This is a genomic window from Xanthomonas sp. NCPPB 2250 (assembly GCF_056725265.1).
In genome coordinates this window covers 4,407,501-4,431,064 of sequence record NZ_CM161520.1, presented here as the reverse complement: position 1 = coordinate 4,431,064, position 23,564 = coordinate 4,407,501, and the positions used below count along the sequence as shown (strand labels likewise).

Below are 23,564 nucleotides of genomic sequence, written 5' to 3'. Positions count from 1 at the left end.
ATCCGCTCTGGGCGAGCGGTTGTTCTCGCTCGCCCGGGTCCCGGCCTCCCTGCCTGCTAAACTCTCCCACCCCCTCAAGCTGCCACCGCCATGTCCCATTACGAAGGCGACCTCCGCACTCCCGAGTCGGCGCGTTTCGCGATCATCGCCAGCCGCTGGAACGCCCGTATCACCGACGTGCTGGTCGCCGGTGCGCGGCAGAGCCTGGCCGGCAACGGCATCGCCGAGGACGCGGTGGACGTGATCCGGGTGCCGGGCGCGTGGGAGCTGCCCCTGGTCGCCGCCCGCCTGGCCGCGGCCGGCAAGCATGCCGCGATCATCGCGCTGGGCTGTGTGATCCGTGGCGACACCCGCCACTACGAACACGTCGCCGACGGCTGCGCCGAGGGCCTGCTGCGGGTGTCGCTGGATTTCCGCATCCCGGTGCTCAACGGCGTGCTCGCCGTGGAGCAGGTCGAGGACGCCGAGGCGCGTGCCGGCGGCAGCCATGGCAACAAGGGCGAGGAAGCGGCGCTGAGCGCGCTGGAGATGGTCAACCTGCTGGAGCTGCTGCCGTGAACAAACCCGCTGGCCACAAGCACCACCCACGCCGCGACGGCGTCGATCCGGTCCTGCGTTCGCGCGCGCGCCGGCGTGCGCTGCAGGCGATCTACGCCTGGCAGATTTCCGGCGGCAACGCCCAGCACGTGATCGCGCAGTTCGCGCACGAGCAGGCGCACGAGATCGCCGACCTGGTGTACTTCGAGAACCTGGTCGAAGGCGTGCTCAAGCACCGCGCCGAACTGGACGCGGCACTGGTCGGCTACCTGGACCGCACGGTCGAGGAAGTGGACGCGATCGAGCGCGCGGTGCTGCGCCTGGCCGCCTACGAACTGCTGCACCGCATGGACGTGCCGTACCGCGTGGTGATCAACGAAGCCATCGAGACCGCCAAGCGCTTCGGCTCCGAACACGGCCACACCTACGTCAACGGCGTCCTGGACCGCGCCGCGCTTGAATGGCGCGCGGTGGAGTCGGGTGGCGGCGGCGCCTGACGGCGCGGGATTGGGCATTCGGGATTGGGGATTCGCAAGAGCGGCATTCCCGTCCGCGGACGCGCTTTTGCCAATCCCCACTCCCGAATCCCCACTCCCGGCCCCCCAATGCCCGAATTCGATCTGATCGAGCGCCTGCGCGCACGCAGTCGGGCGCGGGACGACCTGCCGCTGGGCATCGGTGACGACGCAGCGTTGCTGCTGCCGCCGCCGGGGGAGTTGCTGGCGATCACCACCGATACGCTCAATGCCGGGGTGCATTTCCCGGCCGAAACCGCGGCCGCCGACATCGGCTGGAAGACGCTGGCGGTGAATCTGTCGGACCTGGCGGCGATGGGGGCGCAGCCGCGCTGGTGCACCTTGTCGCTGTCGCTGCCGCAGGTCGACATGGGCTGGGTCGATGCGTTCGCCGAGGGTTTCTTCGCCCTGGCCGATGCGCACGGCATCGGCCTGGCCGGCGGCGACACCACGCGCGGGCCGCTGGCCTTGTCGGTGACCGCGATCGGCAGCGTGCCGGCGACGATGGCGCTGCGCCGCGATGCCGCGCAGCCGGGCGACGAGGTCTGGGTGACCGGCCAGCCGGGCGAGGCGGCCGCGGCGCTGGCGCTGTGGCAGGCCGGCCGGCTGGACGTGACCGCGCCGGCCGCCGATCCCGTGCACGAACGCCTGCGCCAACGCCTGCTGCGGCCGACGCCGCGGGTCCAAATGGGCCTGTGCCTGCGCGGCCTGGCGCGGGCCTGCGTGGACGTCTCCGACGGCCTGCTGGCCGACCTGGAGCACATCTGCGCGCGCAGCGGCGTCGGCGCCGAACTCGAGCTGGCCGCGCTGCCGGCGGTCGCGGCCCCGGCCGACGCGGACCCTGCGCAGGTGCACGCCTGGCAACTGGGCGGCGGCGACGACTACGAGCTGTGCTTCACCGCCGCCCCGGCGCAGCGCGCGGCGATCGTGCACGCGCTCGGCGTGACGGCGACGCCGATCGGGCGCATCGTCGCCGGCAATGGCATCGCGGTGCGCGATGCCGACGGCCAGCGGTGGCAGCCGCCGCGAAGCGGCTACCAGCATTTTCTGAGTTGACCCGCGCGGCCTGAAGCGCGCGCCGGTCGCCGGCCACGGGGCCATTCTGTGTGGGGCGCCCGCCAGCGTCGACCGCCCCTTCCAATCGCCCTTCCATACCGTGCCGCACTGCGGCGTGAATATCGCCCGTACCCGGTGGTACGGTCCGCCTGCCCGGCCCCGTGTCGAGCCCTTGTCACCGTTCTGGCAGTACCGTTCCGGCAGCCGGCCATTCCGGTCCGGCGCCGCTTGGGAGGCAGTCCATGCGTATGTCCGTGTCACGTCGCATCGCCCTCGGCGCGATGCTGCTGGTGTTCTCCGCCGCCGCGGCCGCGGCCGGCTTCAGCAAGCAGTACCAGAGCATTCCCAGTTTCGACGGCACCAAGCTCGGTGCGCTCGTGCTGGTGCCGCAAGGGCAGGGACCAGGACCGTTCCCGCTGGTGGTGATGCCGGCCAGCTGGTCGCTGCCAAACCTGGAATACGTGGGCCGCGCCAGCGAACTGGCCAACGACGGCTACGTGGTGGTCAGCTACACCTCGCGCGGCTTCTGGGATTCGCAGGGGCTGATCGACATCGCCGGGGCACCGACGGTGGAGGACGTCAGCGCGGTGATCGACTGGGCGCTGGCCAACACCCCGGCCGACGCCAAGGCGATCGGCGTCTCGGGCATCTCCTACGGCGCCGGCACCAGCCTGCTCGCCGCCGCGCGCGACCCACGCATCAAGGCGGTGGCCGCGCTCAGCGGCTGGGCCGACCTGCAGGCCTCGCTGTACGCCAACAGCACCGTGAGCCAGCAGGGTGTGGGACTGCTGGTCGCCGCCGGTGTCGCCACCGGCCGGCCCGGTCCGGACCTGGCGCAGATCACCGCGCACGTGGCGGTGGGCGACTACGACGGCGCGGTGCAGGGCTTCCTGCCCAAGGCGGCCGAACGCGGAGTGATCAACGAGGTGCAGGCGCTCAACCGCAACGGCCCGGCGGTGCTGCTGGCCAATGCGTTCAACGACGGCCTGTTCCCGCCGAACCAGTACATCAACCTCTACAACCGGCTCAGCGTGCCCAAGCATCTGATGTTCAGCCAGGGCGACCACGCCACTGCCGAACTGCCGGGCGCCCTGGGCCTGCCGAACCAGGTGTATACCGAGGCCACGCGCTGGTTCGACCGCTACCTGAAGGGCCGCGACAACGGCGTGGACCGTGAAGCGCCGGTGCAGCTGTCGACCCTCGGCGGCACCTGGCTCAGTTATGCCGATTGGAACAGCGTCCAGGCCGGCGCCACCCGCTACGGCCTGACCGGCCCCAGCGGCCTGTTGTTGCCGACCGGATCGCTGACCAGCGGCAACAGCAGCGGCTGGAACTACCGCATCGCCACCGGCGTGCCGACCCTGGCCGATTCCGGCGTGGTGATGGTCAGTGGCCTGCTGCAGGGCTTCGGCCAGCCGGTGACCACCTCGATCCCGCTGGTCAGCCGCGCCGGCGCCGCGGTGTGGAGCGGCCCGGTGCTGTCCAGCGACAAGCGCTTGGCCGGCGCGCCGTCGCTGCGGCTGACCGTGACCCCGAGCCAGTCCAACGTGTCGCTGTTCGCCTATCTCTACAGCATGGACGGCGCGGGTTCGGCGCAGTTGCTGAGCCATGTGCCGTACACCCTGCGCAACGCGACCCCGGGCACGCCAGTGACGCTCGACCTGGCGCTGCAGGCGACCGCGGTCGAGATCCCGGCCGGCCGCCGCCTGGTGCTGGTGGTGGACACCACCGATCCGCGCTACACCTCGGCCAGCCGTTTCGGCGGCACCGTGAGCTTCAGCTCGCCGGCGGCGACGCCGTCGTTCCTTAGCGTGCCGCTGCATTGAGGTAGTGCGGCGTTTCCCTTCTCCCCCGGGAGAAGGTGCCCCGAAGGGGCGGATGAGGGTACGGGCGCAGCCTCATGCAATTGGATCAGCGCAGCGCTTCGCTTGCCGGACCCTCACCCCAACCCCTCTCCCGGCGGGAGAGGGGCTTTGGCCTCTCCCTTCTCCCTCCGGGAGAAGGTGTCCCGCAGGGGCGGATGAGGGTACGGGCGCAGCCTCGTGCAGTTGGATCAGCGCAGCGCTTCGCTTGCCGGACCCTCACCCCAACCCCTCTCCCGATGGGAGAGGGGCTTTGGCCTCTCCCTTCTCCCCTCGGGAGAAGGTGCCCCGCAGGGGCGGATGAGGGTGCGGGCGCAGCCTTGTGTAGTTGGATCAGCACAGCGCTTCGCTTGCCGGACCATCACCCCAACCCCTCTCCCGATGGGAGAGGGGCTTTGGCCTTTCCCTTCTCCCATCGGGAGAAGGTGCCCCGCAGGGGCGGATGAGGGTACGGCACCACGCATCGCCACATAGCGCGCACGCCACTTCCATTTCGCGCGCGAATTTACGCAGCTTTTATTCGAACCGGCGCGCGCTTTGCAACGAAGATATTCGGCGATTCCTATACTTTTCGCGCTGACGACAGGGGTGTTTGCGTGGAATCGATGGCTGCAATCTTGAGCGTGTCGCTGCCCGCAACGGGCGTGTACGGACGCGGCGTATCGCATCCGGCGACGGCGCAACAATCTGGCCTCCGTACCAGGCGACGCGACACGCCGCGCGCGGCGCGACGCCTCCATGGTTGCTGCAGCGCGTTGCAGCATCCACCCCCACACAGTCGCGCGCGTTCGCTGCAAGCGCATTGACCCGCTGACGCCGCCGCCGCGGCGCCGTATTCCAACGCCCTTGCCGCGATGCGCCGCCGAGCGCATCGCCAGCGATCGCGCGTGCGCGTAACGCGTCGCGCTGTCGTTGCCTCCCTCCACCCAAAGAAGGACGGCTCCTTGCGAGCCGAGAACCCGATGTCCATGAAGCTCCACCCCCTGTTCCTGTCCGTGGCCGTGCTGTGCGCTGGCCCCGCCGCTGCCGCTGACTTGGCGGCGCCGGTTTCCGATGCGATGCCGACAGCGGCGCAGCAAGCCGCCACGCCGCCGCCGGCGCGCAGCGCCGACTGTTCCAATGGCTTTTTCTCGCGCCTGGCCTCGGCCTATCGCGAGGATGCGCAACCGGCCGATCCCGATGCGCCGACGCCGGCGCGTCGCGGCCTGGCGTCGCCGTTCTCCTCGCCGCCGTTCCCGTCGGCCGAATGGCAGCTCGGCGCGGTGGACTACCCGGTCGGCGTGCCCAACGAGAACGCGCAGTACCCGGTCGAGAAGGCGTTGGCGTGCACGCGCGTGGGGCAGTGGATGCAGCGCAACCGCATCGAGCTGTACGGCTGGATCAATCCCTCGCTCAACGCCAGCACGTCCTCGCGCAGCAACTATCCGCTGTCCTACTCCACGCGGCCCAATCGCGGCGAGTTCAACCAGGCGCTGATCCGCCTGCAGCGCGTGCCGGACACGGTGCAGACCGACCATGTCGACTGGGGCTTCCACCTGGACGACCTGTACGGCTACGACTACCACTACACCACGATGAAGGGCGTCACCAGCGACCAGCTGCTGCACCATCCGCAGTCCAACAGCGCGCTCAACGGCAAGATCTACGGCAACGATCCGATGATCGCGCACGTGGACCTGTACCTGCCGTCGGTGGCGCAGGGCATGCTGGTCACGGTCGGCCGCTACCTGTCCCTGCCGGACATCGAAGCGCAGTTCTCGCCGAACAACTACCTGCTGACCCATTCGATCCTGTACACGGTCGATGCCTATACCAACATGGGCATCCTCACCACCACCAAGCTCAACGACCAGTGGACGCTGCAGCTCGGCGTGCATGGCGGCGACGATTCGGCGATCTGGGACGCGACCAGCCGCCCGAGCGGGCAGGCCTGCCTGCGCTGGGTCTCCAGGAGCAACGACGACATGCTGTATCCCTGCGTGGAGTCGTACAACAACGCCGCGCAGACCTACAACAACCTGCAGGAGTTCGTGCTGACCTGGGGCCACCGCTTCTCGCCGAAGGTGCATATGCTCACCGAGGCCTACCATATCTACGTGCGCGACCAGGCGCTGGCCACCGATCCGTCGCAGTCGCACGCGCCGACCGGGCGCCCGGGCTATGCGCTGGGCGAGGCGCCGGACTTCCCGCTGGGGCGCAGCACCGCCGACGCCATCGTCAACTACGTCAACATCCAGCTCGGCGCCTCGGACATGCTGGCGATCCGCAACGAGTTCGTGAACGACCACGACGGCCAGCGCACCGGGTTCGCCACGCGCTACTCCAGCCACACCATCGGCCTGACCCACTGGGTGTCGCAGGACCTGGAGATCCGCCCGGAGCTGCGCTACGAGCACGCCTACGACTTCGCCGCCTACGACGGCGGGCGCCGCAACCACCAGGCGACGGCGTTGATCGACGCGATCCTGCATTACTGAGGTCGTCGCGCGCTGCCGTGCAGGCGGCGGCGAGGCGCCGGCAGACGTGGCGCACGCGCCTGCGTCGCGCGGTTTTACGCAGAATTTATGCGTGCCGCGCGGCTTCGCCACGGAGAGTTTATGGCGACGGCTTCGATAATGCCGGCCTGGGCCAGAAGGCCTGTCCGACCCGGCGTGCGTCGCCATGTTGCGCTTCCCTTCTGCCTCCGTGCGCAGGCCGCGTACGGCGGCGGTGTTCCCACGCGATTGCGGCCTGCCGTGCGGCGGGCCGTCCCTTTGTTTCGGAGTTGAGACCATGAGCGGTTGGCTTTCGTTCGTTTGCGGCGTGGCGGTGATCGTCGCGGCCGGTTACCTGCTGTACGTGATCCTGCGCCCCGAAGATTTCTGAGCCGAGTGCCACTTCCATGATCGATACATTGCTTGTCTATGCGCTCGCGCTGCTGCTGGGATGGCCGCTGGGCCTGTACCTGGCCAAGGTGATGCGCGGGGCGCCGATGCGCGGCGACGCGCTGTTCGGCTGGATCGAACGCCCGCTGTACCGCCTGCTCGGCACCGACCCGGCGCGCGGCATGCACTGGCGCGCCTATGCCGGCGCGTTCCTGGCCAGCAACCTGGTACTGGGCGTGCTGGTGTTCGCGCTGTTCGTGACCCAGGCCTGGCTGCCGTTCAATCCGGATGCGGTGCCCAACATGCGCTGGGACGTGGCCCTGCACACCATGGTCTCGTTCCTGACCAACACCAATCAGCAGCACTACTCGGGCCAGGCGCAGCTGTCGTACCTGTCGCAGGCGGTGGGCGTGGTCGGCCTGCAGTTCATCACCCCGATGATGGGCCTGGCGCTGGTCGCGGCGACGCTGCGCGGCCTGTTCGGTGGGCGTGGCCAGGATGTGGCGCGCAAGGCGGCCGCGAGCGGCGGCGAGACGGCGCAGGAGGTCGATCTCGGCAACTACTGGGCCGACGTGATCCGTCCGACCCTGCGTTTCCTGCTGCCGCTGTGCCTGCTGTGGACGCTGCTGCTGACCCAACAGGGCGTGCCTTCGACGCTGGCGGCCGGTCCGGTCGCCACGCCGCTGGACGCCAGCGCCGGCCAGCAGACGCAGAAGATCCCGCTCGGCCCGGTCGCGGCGATGGTGGCGATCAAGCAGCTCGGCACCAACGGCGGCGGCTGGTACGGCCCCAACAGCGCGATGGCGCTGGAAAATCCCACGCCGTTCTCCAACCTGCTGGAGATGTTGGGCATCGTGCTGATCCCGGTGGCGGTGGCGTTCATGGTCGGCCCGTTCACCGGGCGCCGCAAGTTCACCGCGCTGGTGTTCGGCAGCATGCTGGTGATGTCGCTGGCGTCCACCGCGGTGTCGCTGTGGGCCGAAGGCCACGCGCCCGGCAGTGCCGCGCTGATGGAAGGCAAGGAGGTGCGCTTCGGCGTCGATGCCTCGGCGGCCTGGTCGTCGCTGACCACGCAGACCTCCAACGGTTCGGTCAACGCCATGCACGATTCGCTGGCGCCGCTGACCGGTGGCGTGGCGATGGTCAACATGCTGATCAACGCGATCTGGGGCGGCATCGGTTGCGGCCTGCAGCAGTTCCTGGTGTATCTGCTGCTGAGCGTGTTCCTGGCCGGCTTGATGACCGGGCGCACCCCGGAGTTGTTCGGACGCAAGATCGAGGCGCCGGAGGTGCGCCTGCTGGCGCTGCTGATCCTGCTGCAGCCGCTGGTGCTGCTCGGCTTCACCGCGATCACCCTGGCCCTGCCGGCATCGATCTCGGCGACCTCCAATCCCGGCTTCCACGGCATCAGCCAGGTGTTCTACGAGTACACCTCGGCCTTCGCCAACAACGGCTCCGGCTTCGAGGGGCTGGGCGACGGCATTCCGTGGTGGAACCTGAGCTGCACCGTGGTGCTGCTGCTGGGCCGCTATCCGGCGCTGATCGTGCCGCTGATCGTGGCCGCGCAACTGGCGCGCAAGCGGGCGGCGCCGGAAACCGGCGGCAGCCTGCAGGTGGAAACCCCGACCTTCGCGCTGACCCTGATCGCGGTCATCGCGGTCCTGACCGTTCTGCAATTCACGCCGGCCTTGGTGTTGGGACCGATCGCCGATCACCTGACCCTGGCCGCGCACTGAGACGACGACGATGAGCACCCCGCTTCCTTCTACTTCCGTGGCCTCTTCGCCGGCGCGCCGGCCTGGGCTGTTCGATGCCGCGGCGCTGCGCGCGGCCTTGCGCGACAGCGTGCTGAAGCTGTCGCCGCGGCACCTGCTGGGCAGTCCGGTGATGGCCGTGGTGTTCGCCGGCACGCTGCTGTCGGCGCTGATCACCGTGTCCGGCCAGGGCCCGGCCGGCTTCGGCTGGGCGGTGACCGCGATCCTGCTGGTCACCGTGCTGTTCGGCAATTTCGCCGAAGCGGTGGCGGAGGCCCGCGGCCGCGGCCAGGCCGCCTCGCTGCGGCGTGCGCGCAAGGACCTGGTGGCGCGCCGGGTCGCCAGCGTGCGGCTGGACGGCGAGACCAGCGTGCCCGCCGCCGAACTGCGCCCGGGCGACCTGGTGGTGGTGTCGGCCGGCGAGCTGATCCCGGCCGATGGCGAGATCGTGCACGGCCTGGCCACGATCAACGAGGCCGCGGTCACCGGCGAATCCGCGCCGGTGCTGCGCGAGGCCGGCACCGATCGCTCCGGCGTCATCGGCGGCACCAAGGTGTTGTCCGATGAGATCCTGGTGAAGGTCACCGCCGAGCCCGGCCACAGTTTCCTGGACAGGATGATCGCGCTGGTGGAAGGCGCCAACCGGCAGAAGACGCCGAACGAGATCGCGCTGACCATGCTGCTGGCGGCGATGACCCTGACCTTCCTGATCGTGGTCGCCTCGCTGCCGGCGATCGCCGGCTTCGTCGGCGTGCACGTGGATCCGCTGCTGCTGATCGCGCTGCTGGTGTGCTTGATCCCGACCACCATCGGCGGGTTGCTGCCGGCGATCGGCATCGCCGGCATGAACCGCGCGCTGTCGGCCAACGTGCTGGCCAAGTCGGGCAAGGCGGTGGAAGTGGCCGGCGACGTCGACGTGCTGCTGCTGGACAAGACCGGCACCATCACCCACGGCGACCGCCAGGCCACCGTGTTCCATGCGCTCAGCGGCGTGGACGTGGCGCAGCTGCGCGAGGCGGCGATGCTGTCGTCGCTGGCCGACCCGACCCCGGAAGGCAAGTCGATCGTGCGCCTGGCGCGCGAGCAGGGCCTGCCGCCGGCCGATCCGGCGGGCGCCGAGTTCGTCGCCTTCACCGCGCAGACGCGCATGTCCGGCGTCGACCTGCCGGCCAACGGCATGCAGCCGCCGCGGTCGATCCGCAAGGGCGCCGCCGATGCGCTGATCCGCCATGTCACCGCGCTGGGCGGGCAGGTGCCGGCGGAGCTGAAGAGCCGCGTCGAGCAGGTCGCACGCAGCGGCGCCACGCCGCTGGTGGTGGCCGAGGGCCGGCACGTGCTGGGCGTGGTCGAGCTGTCGGACGTGGTCAAGCACGGCGTGCGCGAGAAGTTCGCGCGGCTGCGCGCGATGGGCGTCAAGACGGTGATGATCACCGGCGACAACCCGCTCACCGCGGCGGCCATCGCCGCCGAGGCCGGCGTCGACGACTACATCGCCGAAGCCACGCCCGAGGACAAGCTGGCGCGCATCCGCCAGGAGCAGGCCGGCGGACGCCTGGTGGCGATGGTCGGCGACGGCACCAACGACGCGCCGGCGCTGGCCCAGGCCGACGTCGGCCTGGCGATGAACTCCGGCACCCAGGCGGCCAAGGAGGCCGGCAACATGGTCGATCTGGATTCGGATCCGGCCAAGCTGCTGGCGGTGGTGGAAGTGGGCAAGCAGCAGCTGATCACCCGCGGCGCGCTGACCACCTTTTCGCTGGCCAACGACGTGTCCAAGTACTTCGCGATCCTGCCGGCGCTGTTCGCCGCCTCGATCCCGCAGATGGCCGCGCTGAACGTGATGCGCCTGTCCAGCCCGACCAACGCGGTGCTCGCGGCGCTGATCTTCAACGCGCTGGTGATCCCGGCACTGATCCCGCTTGCCCTGCGCGGCGTGCGCTTCACCCCGTCCTCGGCGACCTCGCTGCTGCGCCGGAACATGCTGATCTACGGCGTGGGCGGCGTGCTGCTGCCGTTCGTCGGGATCAAGGTCATCGACCTGCTGCTGGTGGCGCTGGGCTGACCCCAGCGCCGATTCTCACGCTCTTTCGGAATTACCTCCATGACCGTGTCTTCCGTTTCCCTCCGCGAACCGATGCGCTGGCGCGCCGTGCTGGTGCTGCCGCTGCTGGTGCTCGCGTCCGCGGCGCTGTACTCGTTGCTGGCCACCGTGCTGGCCGGCGCGCTGTTCCCCGAGCAGGCCAACGGCAGCCTGCGCACGCACGATGGCCGCGTGGTCGGCTCGGCGCTGGTGGCGCAGCCGTTCGCCGCCGCCGGCTATTTCCAGCCGCGTCCGTCAGGCGCCAAGTACGATCCGATGTCGGCGGCCGGCAGCAACCAGGCGCGTAGCAACCCCGACCTGCGCAAGCGTCTGGACGACACCCGCCAGGCCGTGGCCGCGCGCGAAGGCATCGACCCCGCGCAGGTGCCGGACGATCTGATCACCCAGTCCGGCAGCGGCATGGACCCGGACATCAGCGTGGACGCGGCGCAACTTCAGGTGGCGCGCGTCGCCGCCGCGCGCGGCCTGCCGCCGCAGAGCGTCGCCGCCCTGGTCGCCGCGCAGACCCAGCCGCGCCAGTTCGGCGTGCTCGGCGCGCCGCGGGTGAATGTGTTGGCGCTGAATCTGGCCTTGGATGAGGCCGGGACTCGGGACCCGGGACCCGGGGCCCGGGAAAAGCAATAGCAACCGCAACAGCGGTAGATCGGAGCGGCGCTGTTACGCTTTCGCGGGTCCCGGGTCCCGGGTCCCGGGTCCCGGGTCCCGACCTGCACCCTCACCTCATCCGCCACTTTCCATGTCAGACCCCCGCACCCAACAGGCCGATGCCCTGATCGGCGAACTGCAGCGCGAGCGCGGCGGGCGCCTGACCGTGTTCCTCGGCGCGGCGCCGGGGGTCGGCAAGACCTACGCGATGCTGTCGCGTGCGCGGCAGTTGCAGCAGCAAGGCAGCAACCTGGTGGTCGGCGTGGTCGAGACCCACGGCCGCGCCGAGACCGCGGCGCTGCTGGAAGGCCTCACCGTGCAGCCGCGGCGGCGCCTGGAGTACCGCGGCCGCACGCTGGACGAGATGGACCTGGATGCGCTGCTGGCAATGCGCCCGCCGCTGGTGCTGGTGGACGAACTGGCCCATCGCAACGCACCGGGCAGCCGCCACGAGCGGCGCTGGCAGGACGTGCAGGAACTGCTCGACGCCGGCATCGACGTCTACAGCACGGTCAACATCCAGCACCTGGAAAGCCTCAACGACGTGGTCCACCGCATCACCGGCGTGCGCGTCAGCGAGACCGTGCCCGATGCGATCTTCGACCGCTTGCGCGACATCGTGCTGGTCGACCTGCCGCCGCGCGAACTGATCGAACGCCTGCAGCAGGGCAAGGTCTACCTGCCCGAGCAGGCCGGGCAGGCGTTGCAGGCGTTCTTTTCGCCGTCCAACCTGGCCGCGCTGCGCGAGCTGGCGATGCAGACCGCCGCCGACCGCGTCGACAACGATCTGCGCGACGTGCAGGCCGCGCAGGGCCGCACCAGCGTGGCGCTGCGGCGCACGGTGATGGTGGCGATCGACGGGCGCGGCCAGTCCGACTACCTGGTGCGGGTGGCGCGGCGCCTGGCCGAGCGCCGCGGCGCGCCGTGGACGGTGGTCACCGTGCAGACCCAGGCGCAGCCGGAGGCCGACTGGCAACTGGAGATCGACCGCGCGTTCGCGCTGGCGCGCCGGCTCGGCGGCGAGGCCGCGCTGCTGCACGGCGCCAACGTCGCCGACACCTTGCTCGACCATGCCGCGCGCAGCGGCGTGTCCACGCTGGTGCTGGGCCGCACCCGCGAGCGCCCGCTGGCGCGCATGATCAACCGCACCCTGACCCAGCAGCTGCTGCAACGCGGTGCGCACTACGAGCTGGTGATCATCAGTTCGCCGGAAGCGCGCGCGCGGGCGCGGCGGCGCTGGCGCAGCCCCGCGCACTGGCTGTCGCGCGACGACCTGCTGTTCGCCACGGTGGCCTCGGCGCTGGCGGTGGTGGTCGCCTGGATCGCCGAAAGTTGGGTCGGCATCGACGACCTGTCGATGGTGTTCATCGTCGCGGTGGTGATGGTCGCGTCGAAGACGCGGATGACCGCGGCGGTGCTGGCGGCGCTGCTGAGCTTCTTCAGCTACAACTTCTTCTTCATCGAGCCGCGTTTCACCTTCCAGATCGGCGCGCGCCAGGGCGTGGTCACGGTGCTGCTGTTCCTGGTCGCCGCCCTGGTCGCCGGACGCCTGGCCTCGCGCCTGCGCATGCAGGTGCTGGCGCTGCGCGCGGTCAATGCGCAGACCACCGCACTGCAGCGGCTGGGCCGCGAACTGACCAGCGCCGCCGACCTCGGCCAGGTGCTGGAGGCCGGGCGCCGCGCGCTCGCCGGCACCCTCGACGCCGAGGCCTGGCTGCGCCTGCAGCCGCTGGAGCGCGCGCATGACGGCACCGACGACTACGCGCCGACGATGGCCGCGGTGGACCGCAGCGCCGCCGACTGGGCGCAGCGCCACGGCCAGGCCACCGGTCGCTTCACCGATACGCTGGCCGGCGCGAGCTGGTGGTTCCTGCCGGTGCGCCACGAGCGCGGCACCATCGGCGTGGTCGGGTTGCGCTTCGGCGCCGGCGTGCAGCGCCCGGGCCTGGAGCAGCAGCGCCTGGCCGAGGCGATGGTCGAGGACATCGGCCAGGCCGCGCTGCGCACGCGGCTGGTCGCCGACCTGGAGAGCGCGCGGGTCAGCGGCGAGACCGAGCGGCTGCGCTCGGCCCTGCTGTCCTCGGTCTCGCACGACCTGCGCTCGCCGCTGGCGGCGATGATCGGGGCGGCCAGCAGCCTGTCCAGCTACGGCAAGGCGATGGATGCGGACGACCGCCGCAGCCTGCTCGAGACGATCCAACTGGAAGGCGAACGCCTGGACCGCTACATCCAGAACCTGCTGGACATGACCCGGCTCGGCCACACCGGGCTGACCTTGAACCGCGACTGGATCGGCGTGGACGAACTGATCGGCTCGGCCGCGCGGCGCCTGCAGCGCTACCAGCCGCAGGTGCGCCTGGACATCGCCCTGGCCGCGGACCTGCCGACGCTGTGGGTGCACCCGGCGCTGGTCGAGCAGGCGATTTTCAACGTGCTGGAGAACGCGGCCAAGTTCTCGCCGGCGGACGCGGCGATCCGCGTGGCCGCGGGCATGGTCGAGGGCCGCCTGCGCATCGACATCAGCGACCGCGGCCCGGGCATTCCCGAGGACGAGCGCGCGCGCATCTTCGACATGTTCTACAGCGTCGAGCGCGGCGACCGCGGCCGCCACGGCACCGGACTGGGCCTGACCATCTGCCAGGGCATGATCGGCGCGCACGGCGGCAGCGTCGAGGCGCTGCCCGGCCCCGATGGCCGCGGCACCACGATCCGCATTACCCTGCCGCTCATCGAACCCGCCGCGCCGCCGTCCCGCCCCGATGCCGACTGAGTCCCACGCCGATCCGATTCCGCCGCCGCGCGTGCTGGTCATCGACGACGAGCCGCAGATCCGCCGTTTCCTCGACATCAGCCTGCGCGCGCAGGGCTACCGCGTGCTGCAGGCCGACACCGGCGCTGCCGGCCTGGCGCAGCTGGCCGCGCACGGCGCCGAACTGGTGGTGCTGGACATCGGCCTGCCCGACCAGGACGGGCACAGCGTGCTGCGCGAACTGCGGCAATGGTCGTCGGTGCCGGTGATCATGCTGACGGTGCGGGCCGGCGAGGACGAGAAGGTGCAGGCGCTGGACGCCGGCGCCAACGACTACGTGACCAAGCCGTTCGGCGTGCAGGAACTGATGGCGCGCATCCGCGTGCTGCTGCGCATGCAGCCGGTCGCTGGCGAGGCCGAGCCGGTGTTCGACGATGGCCACCTGCACATCCACCTGGGCCTGCGCGAAGTGCGTCTTGAAGGCGAGGCGCTGCCGCTCAGCCGCAAGGAGTACGCGCTGCTCGCCCTGCTGCTGCGGCACAGCGGCCGCGTGGTGACGCAGCCGCAACTGCTGCGCGAACTATGGGGCCCCACCCACCAGGACGACACGCACTACCTGCGCATCCTGGTCGGCAAGCTGCGGCAGAAACTCGGCGACAGCGCGGTGGCCCCGCGCTACATCGCCACCGAGCCGGGCGTGGGATTGCGCTTCATCGGCGTGCAGTGTCCGTCCGCGTGATCTGTCGTGGCGGCCTCGCCTGGATCTGCGTAGGAGCGGCTTTAGCCGCGACATGGCTTCACCGGTAATGCCCCGGTCGCGGCTAAAGCCGCTCCTACGGCGGCAACGCATGCCCTGGGAGCGGGTGGAACGCGATAAACGAAAGAACAGATGACCGTGCGCTCCCATCCCATCGTGATCAACCCGGATCACTTCCTGCAAACGGAACGTGGTCGCGTGTGGACGCCGGAACGCAGCCAAGCCGCATGGCGGCAAAGTCACGAGGCCCTGACGACGATCCTTGCCGGTTCGTGCGAACCTGCCGTGGCCTGGACTGTCGTGATCGTGTGCGGTCTCCAGGGCGCGGGAAAGACCACCTGGATCGCGCGGCAACCGGCGCGGCCCTGGACCGTCTATTTCGACGCGGCGCTGCCGGGTGCCCGGCACCGCGCGCCGATCGTCGCCATCGCGAAAGCGGCCGGTGCCAGGATCGAGATCGTCTGGATCAAGGTCGCGTTGCCGGTTGCGCTCGCGCGGAATCTGCAGCGGCCAGCGGACGAACAGGTGCCGGAGGCGGCGATCCAGTCCGTGGCCAGCCTGTTCGAAGCGCCGACGCTCGCCGAAGGTGCCGATCACGTCAGCGTGGTCACGCCTGCCGAATGGCTGTCGTGAAGGCCACGTGGCAGCGGCGTCAGGCACAGGGTGCACATCGCCGTCGCGCCACACATCGGTCGCCGACAGCGACAGCGCATCTCGGACGCAATGCCATTGCGTGTGCCGCGATCGCCTTGGTTCGTCGTAGGAGCGGCTTCAGCCGCGACCGTGGTCTTACCGGTGATGCCCGTCGCGGCTAAAGCCGCTCCTTGTATCTGGACATGTCGCCCCTAAACAGGCGTCATGTCTTCCGACTGATCATCGGAGGAGGTGTGGGAGGTCCAGTCGCTCCTAAAGCTTCGAGCTTGCATCGTAGATCGGCTCCGCCCTCCACATGCTGGCCCTTGGGTGTCCGAACGGTATCCAGAGTCCGCCCCCCCGGGCGTGAACTCGCATCGACAAGGCAGGACCGGGCCCAGCGCCGATCATGACCCTGACACGATGGAGGAATCGCGCATGTCTCCCGTCATCGGCATCGACGTCGCCAAACGCAGTTTCGATGTGGCCATCGAGCTGACCAATGGCAAGCACCGTACCAAGGCCAAGTTGTCCAACGATGCCAAGGGCTTCCAGGCCCTGCAGGCATGGCTGCAGACGCATGCCCAGTCCGATAGCTGGATCGCCATGGAGGCCACCGGCACCTACCACCAGGCGCTGGCCGAGTTCCTCCACGCACGAGGCTATCGGGTGTGCGTGCTCAACCCGGCACAGACGGCCGCGTACGCACGCAGCCAACTCAGCCGGGTCAAGACCGATCGCAGCGATGCCAAGCTGATCGCCAGCTATGCCCTGCGTCACCGCGAGCAGTTACGCCGTTGGTCCCCTGATCCGCCGGCGCTCAAGCAGCTTAAAGCGCTGGTGCGCCGGCGCCAGGATCTGCAACAGATGCTGCAGATGGAGCGCAACCGGCTGGACGTCGCTCCGGCCCAGGTGAAGGACTCGATCCAGGTCCATCTGGCCGATCTGCAACACCACATCGCCCAGATCGAGCAGGCCATCGATGACCATATCGACCAGGATCCGACCTTGCGTGGGCAGCGCGAGCTGCTGGTGAGCATCCAGGGCATTGCCGACACCAGCGCGGCCTTGATGCTGGCCGAGCTTGGCGATGTGAGGCGCTTCGCCGATGCCTCGGCGGTGACCGCCTTCGCGGGCCTGAATCCGTGCCTGCAGGAGTCGGGCGAGCGCAAAGGCCACGTCTGCATCTCGCGTACCGGCTCGTCCCGCCTGCGCGCGGGCCTGTTCATGCCGGCCCTGGTGGCCATGACCCACAACCCGATCATCCGGGCGCTGAAACAGCGGCTGAGCGAACGCGGCAAAGCCGGCAAGCAGATCGTGTGCGCCGCCATGCGCAAGCTCCTGCACCTGGCCTACGGCGTTCTCAAATCGGGCACGGCGTTCGATCCGAAAAGGGGCCTTGCCTGCTAGGGGGTAAGACGGTATCTACGACGGCACCGCCGCATGGCGACGTTGCAATGGATCAGCACGCGAAAGACGCTGTTGCGATTCCCGATTCCCGATTCCCGATTCCCGATTCCCGGCTCTCAACAGCCGCCAGGCTGGTCATCCCGAATCCCGAATCCGATCAAGTCTCCGGCAACACCTTCCCCGGATTGAGGATCCCATCCGGATCCAGCGCCCGCTTGATCGCGCGCATCGCGTCAAGGGTCGCGGCATTGAAGGCCTGGTCCATGTAGTCGCGCTTGGCCACGCCGATGCCGTGTTCGCCGGACAGCGTGCCTTCCAGCGACAGCACCAGTGCGAACAGTCGCGGCAGCGCCGCCTGCGCGCGCGCGGTTTCGGCGGCGTCGTCGGGCGCGTACATGATGTTGACGTGCAGGTTGCCGTTGCCGGCATGGCCGAAGGCGACGATCGGCAGGTCGAACTCGGCGGCCAGCGCTTCCACGCCGGCGACCAGCTCGGGGATGCGCGACACCGGCACCACCACGTCTTCGTTGATCTTGCCCGGGCGGATCGTGCGCAGCGCCGGCGACAGCGCGCGGCGCGCGGCCCACAGGCGGTCGCGCGCGCTGCCGTCGGCGGCCACGTCCAGCGCCAGCAGGCCGTCGCCCTCGGCCGCCGCACCCAACGCCTGCAGCGTGTAGGGCAGGGTGTCGTGGTCGCCGTCGGCCTCGATCAGCAGCATCGCGCCGGCCTCGGGCACGTCGCTGCCGTTGCGGCGCAGCAGCGCGATCGCGCTGCGGTCCATGAACTCGAGCATGGTCGGCGTGCTCGGCTGCGCCATCAGCCGCGACACCGCGGCAGCGGCGGCGGCAGCGTCGCGGTACAGCGCGCGCAGGCCGGCCTGCGCCAGCGGTCGCGGCGACAGCTTCAGCGTCGCTTCCACGATCAACGCCAGGGTGCCTTCGCTGCCGACCAGCAGATGGGTCAGGTCGTAGCCGGTGGCGTCCTTGGTGTAGGCGCCGCCGCAGCGGATCAACTCGCCCGTGCCGGTCACCGCGACCAGGCCGAGCACGTTGTCGCGGGTGGCGCCGTACTTCACCGCGCGCGGTCCGCCGGCATTGGTGGAGAGGTTGCCGCCGACGCTGCAGATCTCCGCACTGGACGGATCCGGCGGCCAGAACAGCCCGTGCGGCGCCAAGGCCTGCTGCAGGTCGCCGTTGAGCACGCCGGGTTCGACCACCGCGCAGCGGTCGGCCGGGCGCAACTGCAGGATGCGGTTCATGCGCGCGAACGACAGCACCACGCCGCCGGCGAACGGCACCGCGGCGCCCGCGGTGCCGGTACCGGCGCCGCGCGCCACCAGCGGCACGCGGTGCGCGCGGCAGGCGCGCACGATCGCCTGCACCTGCTCGCGGGTCTGCGGCAGCGCCACCGCATCGGCCAGCGCCCAGCGCCGCGAATCGTCCTCGCCATAGCTGCGGCGGCTGTCGGCATCGGTGCGCCAGCCCTCGGCGCCGAGCAGGGCGGAAAGGGTGTCGGTGAGCGCGGTGGGCAAGGCGGTGGTCATGGCGAAGGTGGCGACGACGAAGTGGAAGGCGAGGGCGGCTGCAGCAGTTTCCAGGTGAGCACGGCCAGCGCCAGCGGCAGCCACACCCAGCGTAGTTCGGACCACAGCGTGGCCATGCCGCGCGCGCTGAAGAAACCGTTGGCGAACGGCGAGACCCGGATCGGCCGCCACGGCGCGAACCAGCGCTGTTCGCTCCACGGCCAGGCCAGAGCCACGCCGAGGCCGCCGGAGGTCATCGCATCGAGCAGCGGATGCGAGGCGGTGCAGACGAACAGCCAGACGGCCGCCTGCAGCGCGCTGGCGCGCAGGGGCCGGTGCAGCAGCGCGCCGAGCACGCCCAGTACCGCGGCGAACAACAGCGAGTGGCTGGCGCCGCGATGGCCGAAGGCGTCGGCGTAGGGGATGTGCAGGGCGAAGCCGAGCACGTCGGCGTCGGGCAGCATCGCCGCGACGATGCCGGCGCCGAGCAGGCGGGTGGAAATGCGCCCGCGGTCGGCGGCGGCCCACAGTGCCAGCGGCACCGCAGCGTGGGTGAAGACGCTGGGCACCTCAGCAATCCTCGGCGCGGAAGGCGTCGCGCAGCCAGGTCAGCCGCGGCGGATCGCCTTCGGCCTCGACCACGTCGAAGCGGCACGGCCAGTTGGCGTACTGCGGATGCGCGGCCAGGAACAGTTGCGCCGCCAGCAGCAGGCGGCGGCGCTTGCGCAGGTCGACCGAGGCCGCGCCGCCACCGAATGCGGTGCTGCGCCGGTAGCGCACTTCGACGAACACCAGGCTTTGCGCCTGCTGCATCACCAGGTCCAGCTCGCCGCCGCGGAAGGCGACGTTGGCGGCGATCAGGCGCAGGCCGGCGCGCTCCAGTTCGGCGCGCGCCGCCGCTTCCACCGCGTTGCCGCGTCGGCGCCGCTCAGTTTCCATCGGGCAGCGGGGTCGGGCGCCCGCCGCTGAAGGTGGACCAGGCCGGGGTGCGCACGATGTTGCCGAAGCCGTCCAGGTGCAGCACGCCGGTGGCGCCGCGCAGGCCGCTGTCCTTGCCGGTCGCCAGCTTCTCCAGGTACGCGGTGATCTGCCAGGCGTCGTAGCCGAATGCAAAAAGGCGACCGGCCGGGCCGCGCGCGGTCGGCAGCATGTCGGCCACGCTGGTCGCCGCCGGCAGGCCGCCGACGCCGCGCACGTTCCACAGCTCGCTCGGGTAGACGATGCCGTCCAGCACCAGGTCGTCCTCGGGCTTGCCGGTGCCCAGCACCAACTGCGACGTCGCCACCCGGGTCTTGCCGGCGAAACCGGCCAGCGCCAGTTGGGGCGCCAGCGCGCGGGCGGTGTTGCCCTTGACCGCCAGCAGCACCGAGTCGGCGGCGCCGGCGTTGCGCAGTTGCGCGCCGATGTCGCCCGGGGTGTCGGCCACGCTGACGCTGCCGGCGACCTTGCCGCCGCGCTCGCTGAAGCGGTCGCGGAACGCGGCCACCGCGCGGCGGCCGGTGTCGTCGTTGCTGCCGATCACCAGGGTGTTGTGGCGCTCGTGCGCCAGCAGGTATTCGGCGGCGGCGATGCCGTCGTCTTCCGGCGCCAGCGAGAAACCGGCGCTGCCGCCCGGCGGCGCGTGGGTGCCGCGGTTCAGCGCCAGCACCGGCACCGGCAGCGCGTCGCGTCCGAACAGCGCGGTCACCTCGTCGCGGCCGAGCGGGCCGACCACGAAGTCGGCGCCGCCGTCGACCGCCTTCTGGTAGGCGGCCAGCGCGCCGGCCGGGGTGCCGGTGGTGTCGATGAAGTCGATCGCAGGACGCCGCCGGGTCTCGCCGTAGTAGCCGGCAAGCAGGCCGTCGCGCACCGGCGCGGCCGCGGTGGCCAGGCTGCCGCTCAGCGGCAGCAGCACCGCCAGCTTGGCCGGCGGGCGGTAGCCGTCGCGTTCGGCCGGCGGCCGCTTGCTGGTGTCGAAGCCCCACTGCTCGCCGCGGTCGAACGGACGCGGCAGCGCCAGGCCGCGGCTGAGCAGTGCGCGGCCGACGAAGTTGTACAGCGGGTCGCCGGCCGGCAGCGCGGCGGCGCGCGCCTGCAGGGTGGCATCGTTGAGCGTGGCCAGCTGGCGCACGATGGCGCGCTGGTTGTCGCTGCGCGCCTGGCCGCTGAGGCCGTTGTCGGCGCGCGCGCGTTCGTCCAGCGCCGCGGTGGCGTCGCCGGTGCCTTCCAGCGCCTGCGCACGGGCCAGGTGCCAGCGCGCGCGCAGGTTCTGCGGCACCGCCTGCGGATCGCTGCCCAGCGCCTGTAGCGCCTTGGCCGGCTGGCGGTCGGCCAGGGCCAGCTCGGCCTCCACCAATGCCACCCGCACCTTGCTCAGCGGCGGCAACTGCCGCGGCTGCACCTGCGCCAGCAGGCTGCGCGCGCGGGCCGTATCGCCGGCCTCGTACCAGGCGAAGGCGGCGTCGCCCAGCAACTGGTTGCGGGCGCTGCCGGTGGCGCCGGCGGCCTGCGCCTCGAGCTGCTGCGCCGCGTCCCGCGGCTTGCCCTGGTCCAGCAGCGCCAGCGCGGCCGATTGGGCCGGCGAAGCGCTCGGCGTCACGCTGGTGGTGGCGCAGCCGGCGACGAGCAGCGCCAGCAGCGACAGGGCGGAAATCCTTGCGAATCGCTTGTTCATTTCTGGTCCATTCGGCTGGGCACGCCGGGCGCGCCGGGGAAAACCGCTACGATTCTACCCTTGACCATGGAAAGCCGTAGATGAGCGCCCAGCCCGGAACCCTGCATGTCGTCGCCACGCCGATCGGCAACCTCGCCGACCTGACGCCGCGCGCCCAGGAGACGCTGCGCTCGGTGGCGGCGATCTGCGCCGAGGACACCCGCCGCAGCGGCCAGTTGCTGGCCCACTTCGGCATCGAGCGGCCGCTGCTGGCGCTGCACGAACACAACGAGGAGGCGCTGTCCCAGCGCATCGTCGCGCGCCTGCTGGAGGGCCAGTCGCTGGCCCTGGTCAGCGACGCCGGCACCCCGCTGGTCAGCGATCCCGGCTACCGCCTGGTGCGCGCGGCACGCGCGGCCGGGGTACGGGTCAGCCCGGTGCCCGGCGCCTGCGCGGCGATCGCCGCGCTCAGCGTGGCCGGCCTGCCCAGCGACCGCTTCGCCTTCGAAGGCTTCCTGCCGGCCAAGGCCTCGGCGCGCCGCGAGCGCCTGGCGCGGTTGGCCGGCGAGCCGCGCACCCTGGTGTTCTACGAAGCCTCGCACCGCATCGCCGAGTCCCTGGCCGACTGCCGCGCCGCCTTCGGCGACGCCCGCCCGGCGGTGATGGCGCGCGAACTGACCAAGCTGTTCGAGACCGTGCTCGACGGCACCCTGGCCGACCTGCACGCCCGGGTCGAGGCCGACGACAACCAGCGCAAGGGCGAGTTCGTGCTGATGGTGCAGGGCGCCGGCGACGACGCCGACGCGCAGCTGGCCGAAGGCCGCCGCGTCTACGCCAAGCTCAGCGAGCACCTGCCGCCGTCCACCGCCGCCAAGCTTGCCGCCGAACTGACCGGTGCTTCGCGCAAGGCGTTGTACGGCGGTTGAGACGTTGCGCTTGTCGGCGTGTCCAGGCGTTTGGTGGTCATTGGAAATTATGCCGATAGGGAAATTATTCCTATAGGCATGCGACAATGCGCGCGGCGGAGTCGGCCAGACAGTCGCGTCATCCCCTCGCATTTCGGTGTGGGGGGATGCCGAGGAAAGTCCGGGCTCCATAGGGCAAGGTGCCAGGTAACGCCTGGGCGGCGCGAGCCGACGGACTAGTGCAACAGAAAGATACCGCCTACGTCTGCGCAAGCAGGCCGGTAAGGGTGAAATGGTGCGGTAAGAGCGCACCGCGAGTCCGGTAACGGACCGGCACGGCAAACCCCACCTGGAGCAAGACCAAATAGGGACCTCATGGCGCGGCCCGCGTCGGGTCCGGGTAGGTTGCTTGAGCGTACCGGTGACGGTGCGCCTAGAAGAATGACTGTCCACGACAGAACCCGGCTTATCGGCCGGCTCCGCCACTTTCTTCTTTCCATGACGCGCCATAGCGGGTCTTCGACTATGAGAGCCCTTTACGGGCCTCTAATCGCCTGCTATCGCCAAGGATCAGGTTGTCTCGTAGGAGCGGCTTCAGCCGCGACGGGCGATCCTGGGAGCGCCTCATCGCGGCTGAAGCCGCTCCTACGCGTGCGCCTCTCGTCATCAGAGGCTCCCTTCAGTCCAGACTGCAGCCGTCCGAGCCGCCGCCGTACCATGCGCGCCATGTCCGTGCCTTTCCTCGCGTGCGGTGGCAGCCGCGGCTCAGTCGTACGTCTGAGCGCAGGCGTCACGGCGCTCGGGCGTCCAGTCGCGCCTGCCGGTTCTCCAGCCGAGTTTCCCCCAGGAACACCCCGCCCGGGCCGAACCGGCGCTCGTGGATCCAGCCGTGGCCGGCGGCGTCCACCGCGACGATGGTGCTGGCGCGGGTGCCGTAGTCGCTGCCACGGATGAAGGCCGGCGACAGCCGCCGTTCCAGGTCCGCGCCGACCCCGGTGTCGGGCAGGTCGGCCGGGTCGGCCAGGGTCTCGTCGGCCAGCGCGCGCCACAGTGGCGCCAGGTCGTCGTCGCCGGCGGCGATCCAGGCGGTCACGGCCGCGCGCAGGCGCAGGGTCTTGGGCCAGGGCGCGTCCAGTGCGCCGTTGGACATGCCATGCACGCCGGGCACCAGGGCGCTGCGGCCGGGCGGGTGGTTGCCGACGTAGGCGGCGCCGGCGGCATCGGCCAGCAGCAGGTTGAACGGCGGATAGGCGTCGGCGCGCGCGGCCAGCGCGTCGGCGAAGGCCGCGGCCGGCTCGGTGCCGGTCAGGTAGTCGGCGATCAGGGCGCCGCGCGAGGCGCCGGACATCGACGCCAGCGGGTCGCGCACGTTGGTGACCACGGCGCAGCGGCCGGCGGCGTCCAGCCCCACCCAGGTGCCGCCGGAGCGCAGGTCACGCCCGGCCAGCAGGCGCTGCGCCGGGGCCGGCCAGCGCTGCAGCGGCGCGGTCGGGCGGGCGTGGAATTCGTCGCGGTTGCCGACCAGCAGCAAGCGCCATCGCGGGTGCGCAGCGTGCGCGAGAACGACCAGACACATGCGCGGCAGTGTGCGCGCTTGCGCAACGCGGTGCGAGCCCGGGCGC

Annotated in this window: 19 protein-coding genes and 1 other RNA gene; 15 read left to right on the top strand and 5 right to left on the bottom strand. The window is 70.7% G+C overall.

What is annotated here, in order from left to right:
* The first annotated feature begins 90 nt into the window (after positions 1-90).
* The 13 genes from ribH (at position 91) to AC1PMG_RS17985 (ending at position 16,883) form a co-directional block, all read left to right on the top strand.
* Positions 91-558 (top strand): 6,7-dimethyl-8-ribityllumazine synthase, encoded by a 468-nt coding sequence (gene ribH / locus AC1PMG_RS18045; protein WP_048490538.1) that lies wholly within the window; start codon positions 91-93, stop codon positions 556-558.
* Positions 555-1,034, top strand: a complete 480-nt coding sequence (nusB, locus tag AC1PMG_RS18040) for a transcription antitermination factor NusB (protein WP_342073051.1) — start codon at positions 555-557, stop codon at positions 1,032-1,034. The genes ribH and nusB overlap by 4 nt, the downstream gene beginning before the upstream one ends.
* Positions 1,035-1,142: 108 nt before the next feature.
* Positions 1,143-2,108, top strand: coding sequence for a thiamine-phosphate kinase (gene thiL, locus AC1PMG_RS18035; RefSeq protein ID WP_481109751.1), 966 nt, complete (start codon positions 1,143-1,145; stop codon positions 2,106-2,108).
* Positions 2,109-2,350: 242 nt separating this feature from the next.
* A complete protein-coding gene (locus AC1PMG_RS18030; protein WP_481109750.1) occupies positions 2,351-3,934 on the top strand; it encodes a CocE/NonD family hydrolase in 1,584 nt (527 codons plus the stop codon).
* A gap of 998 nt (positions 3,935-4,932) precedes the next feature.
* Positions 4,933-6,447: an outer membrane beta-barrel protein gene (locus tag AC1PMG_RS18025; protein WP_481109749.1), complete on the top strand. Its 1,515-nt coding sequence runs from the start codon at positions 4,933-4,935 to the stop codon at positions 6,445-6,447.
* Between the two features lie 295 nt (positions 6,448-6,742).
* Entirely contained in the window at positions 6,743-6,835 is a 93-nt protein-coding gene (locus AC1PMG_RS18020; RefSeq protein WP_010341961.1) for a potassium-transporting ATPase subunit F, read from the top strand.
* Positions 6,836-6,851: 16 nt separating this feature from the next.
* Positions 6,852-8,570: a potassium-transporting ATPase subunit KdpA gene (kdpA, locus tag AC1PMG_RS18015; protein WP_481109748.1), complete on the top strand. Its 1,719-nt coding sequence runs from the start codon at positions 6,852-6,854 to the stop codon at positions 8,568-8,570.
* 10 nt (positions 8,571-8,580) lie between these two features.
* Positions 8,581-10,650, top strand: a complete 2,070-nt coding sequence (kdpB, locus tag AC1PMG_RS18010) for a potassium-transporting ATPase subunit KdpB (RefSeq protein ID WP_481109747.1) — start codon at positions 8,581-8,583, stop codon at positions 10,648-10,650.
* A 39-nt stretch (positions 10,651-10,689) separates the two neighbouring features.
* Complete coding sequence (gene kdpC, locus AC1PMG_RS18005) at positions 10,690-11,313, top strand: potassium-transporting ATPase subunit KdpC (protein ID WP_481109746.1); 624 nt, start codon at positions 10,690-10,692, stop codon at positions 11,311-11,313.
* 112 nt (positions 11,314-11,425) lie between these two features.
* A complete protein-coding gene (locus AC1PMG_RS18000; protein ID WP_481109745.1) occupies positions 11,426-14,104 on the top strand; it encodes an ATP-binding protein in 2,679 nt (892 codons plus the stop codon).
* Positions 14,094-14,822: a response regulator gene (locus tag AC1PMG_RS17995; protein ID WP_017909182.1), complete on the top strand. Its 729-nt coding sequence runs from the start codon at positions 14,094-14,096 to the stop codon at positions 14,820-14,822. The genes AC1PMG_RS18000 and AC1PMG_RS17995 overlap by 11 nt, the downstream gene beginning before the upstream one ends.
* A gap of 150 nt (positions 14,823-14,972) precedes the next feature.
* Positions 14,973-15,473 carry an AAA family ATPase gene (locus AC1PMG_RS17990; RefSeq protein WP_481109744.1) on the top strand — a complete coding sequence of 167 codons (501 nt, stop codon included), beginning with the start codon at positions 14,973-14,975 and terminating at the stop codon, positions 15,471-15,473.
* A gap of 438 nt (positions 15,474-15,911) precedes the next feature.
* Positions 15,912-16,883: an IS110 family RNA-guided transposase gene (locus tag AC1PMG_RS17985; RefSeq protein ID WP_481109034.1), complete on the top strand. Its 972-nt coding sequence runs from the start codon at positions 15,912-15,914 to the stop codon at positions 16,881-16,883.
* 157 nt (positions 16,884-17,040) lie between these two features.
* Here the strand turns inward: AC1PMG_RS17985 and AC1PMG_RS17980 are convergent, their stop codons facing one another.
* The 4 genes from AC1PMG_RS17980 to AC1PMG_RS17965 are packed head-to-tail and all read right to left on the bottom strand — an operon-like array spanning position 17,041 to position 21,058.
* Positions 17,041-18,426, bottom strand: a complete 1,386-nt coding sequence (locus AC1PMG_RS17980) for an FAD-binding oxidoreductase (protein WP_481109743.1) — start codon at positions 18,424-18,426, stop codon at positions 17,041-17,043.
* Positions 18,423-18,974 (bottom strand): metal-dependent hydrolase, encoded by a 552-nt coding sequence (locus tag AC1PMG_RS17975; RefSeq protein ID WP_481109742.1) that lies wholly within the window; start codon positions 18,972-18,974, stop codon positions 18,423-18,425. The genes AC1PMG_RS17980 and AC1PMG_RS17975 overlap by 4 nt, the downstream gene beginning before the upstream one ends.
* A 1-nt stretch (position 18,975) precedes the next feature.
* Positions 18,976-19,344, bottom strand: a complete 369-nt coding sequence (locus AC1PMG_RS17970; protein ID WP_017914048.1) for a YraN family protein — start codon at positions 19,342-19,344, stop codon at positions 18,976-18,978.
* On the bottom strand, positions 19,334-21,058 hold the full coding sequence (locus AC1PMG_RS17965; protein WP_267097141.1) for a penicillin-binding protein activator: 1,725 nt from the start codon (positions 21,056-21,058) through the stop codon (positions 19,334-19,336). The genes AC1PMG_RS17970 and AC1PMG_RS17965 overlap by 11 nt, the downstream gene beginning before the upstream one ends.
* 80 nt (positions 21,059-21,138) lie before the next feature.
* Between AC1PMG_RS17965 and rsmI the strand changes: the two genes are divergently transcribed.
* Both rsmI and rnpB read left to right on the top strand, forming a co-directional pair.
* Positions 21,139-21,963 carry a 16S rRNA (cytidine(1402)-2'-O)-methyltransferase gene (gene rsmI / locus AC1PMG_RS17960; protein WP_017914495.1) on the top strand — a complete coding sequence of 275 codons (825 nt, stop codon included), beginning with the start codon at positions 21,139-21,141 and terminating at the stop codon, positions 21,961-21,963.
* Between the two features lie 97 nt (positions 21,964-22,060).
* An RNA gene (rnpB, locus tag AC1PMG_RS17955) (RNase P RNA component class A) lies at positions 22,061-22,427 on the top strand.
* 305 nt (positions 22,428-22,732) lie between these two features.
* Here rnpB and AC1PMG_RS17950 read toward each other — a convergent pair.
* Complete coding sequence (locus AC1PMG_RS17950) at positions 22,733-23,518, bottom strand: NRDE family protein (protein ID WP_481109741.1); 786 nt, start codon at positions 23,516-23,518, stop codon at positions 22,733-22,735.
* Positions 23,519-23,564 lie beyond the last annotated feature (46 nt).

Coding starts and splice junctions, on each gene's coding strand:
- ribH (WP_048490538.1), top strand. CDS start 91: ATGTCCCATTACGAAGGCGACCTCCGCACTCCCGAGTCGGCGCGTTTC.
- thiL (WP_481109751.1), top strand. CDS start 1,143: ATGCCCGAATTCGATCTGATCGAGCGCCTGCGCGCACGCAGTCGGGCG.
- AC1PMG_RS18030 (WP_481109750.1), top strand. CDS start 2,351: ATGCGTATGTCCGTGTCACGTCGCATCGCCCTCGGCGCGATGCTGCTG.
- AC1PMG_RS18025 (WP_481109749.1), top strand. CDS start 4,933: ATGTCCATGAAGCTCCACCCCCTGTTCCTGTCCGTGGCCGTGCTGTGC.
- AC1PMG_RS18020 (WP_010341961.1), top strand. CDS start 6,743: ATGAGCGGTTGGCTTTCGTTCGTTTGCGGCGTGGCGGTGATCGTCGCG.
- kdpA (WP_481109748.1), top strand. CDS start 6,852: ATGATCGATACATTGCTTGTCTATGCGCTCGCGCTGCTGCTGGGATGG.
- kdpB (WP_481109747.1), top strand. CDS start 8,581: ATGAGCACCCCGCTTCCTTCTACTTCCGTGGCCTCTTCGCCGGCGCGC.
- kdpC (WP_481109746.1), top strand. CDS start 10,690: ATGACCGTGTCTTCCGTTTCCCTCCGCGAACCGATGCGCTGGCGCGCC.
- AC1PMG_RS18000 (WP_481109745.1), top strand. CDS start 11,426: ATGTCAGACCCCCGCACCCAACAGGCCGATGCCCTGATCGGCGAACTG.
- AC1PMG_RS17995 (WP_017909182.1), top strand. CDS start 14,094: ATGCCGACTGAGTCCCACGCCGATCCGATTCCGCCGCCGCGCGTGCTG.
- AC1PMG_RS17990 (WP_481109744.1), top strand. CDS start 14,973: ATGACCGTGCGCTCCCATCCCATCGTGATCAACCCGGATCACTTCCTG.
- AC1PMG_RS17985 (WP_481109034.1), top strand. CDS start 15,912: ATGTCTCCCGTCATCGGCATCGACGTCGCCAAACGCAGTTTCGATGTG.
- AC1PMG_RS17980 (WP_481109743.1), bottom strand. CDS start 18,426: ATGACCACCGCCTTGCCCACCGCGCTCACCGACACCCTTTCCGCCCTG.
- AC1PMG_RS17970 (WP_017914048.1), bottom strand. CDS start 19,344: ATGGAAACTGAGCGGCGCCGACGCGGCAACGCGGTGGAAGCGGCGGCG.
- AC1PMG_RS17965 (WP_267097141.1), bottom strand. CDS start 21,058: ATGAACAAGCGATTCGCAAGGATTTCCGCCCTGTCGCTGCTGGCGCTG.
- rsmI (WP_017914495.1), top strand. CDS start 21,139: ATGAGCGCCCAGCCCGGAACCCTGCATGTCGTCGCCACGCCGATCGGC.
- AC1PMG_RS17950 (WP_481109741.1), bottom strand. CDS start 23,518: ATGTGTCTGGTCGTTCTCGCGCACGCTGCGCACCCGCGATGGCGCTTG.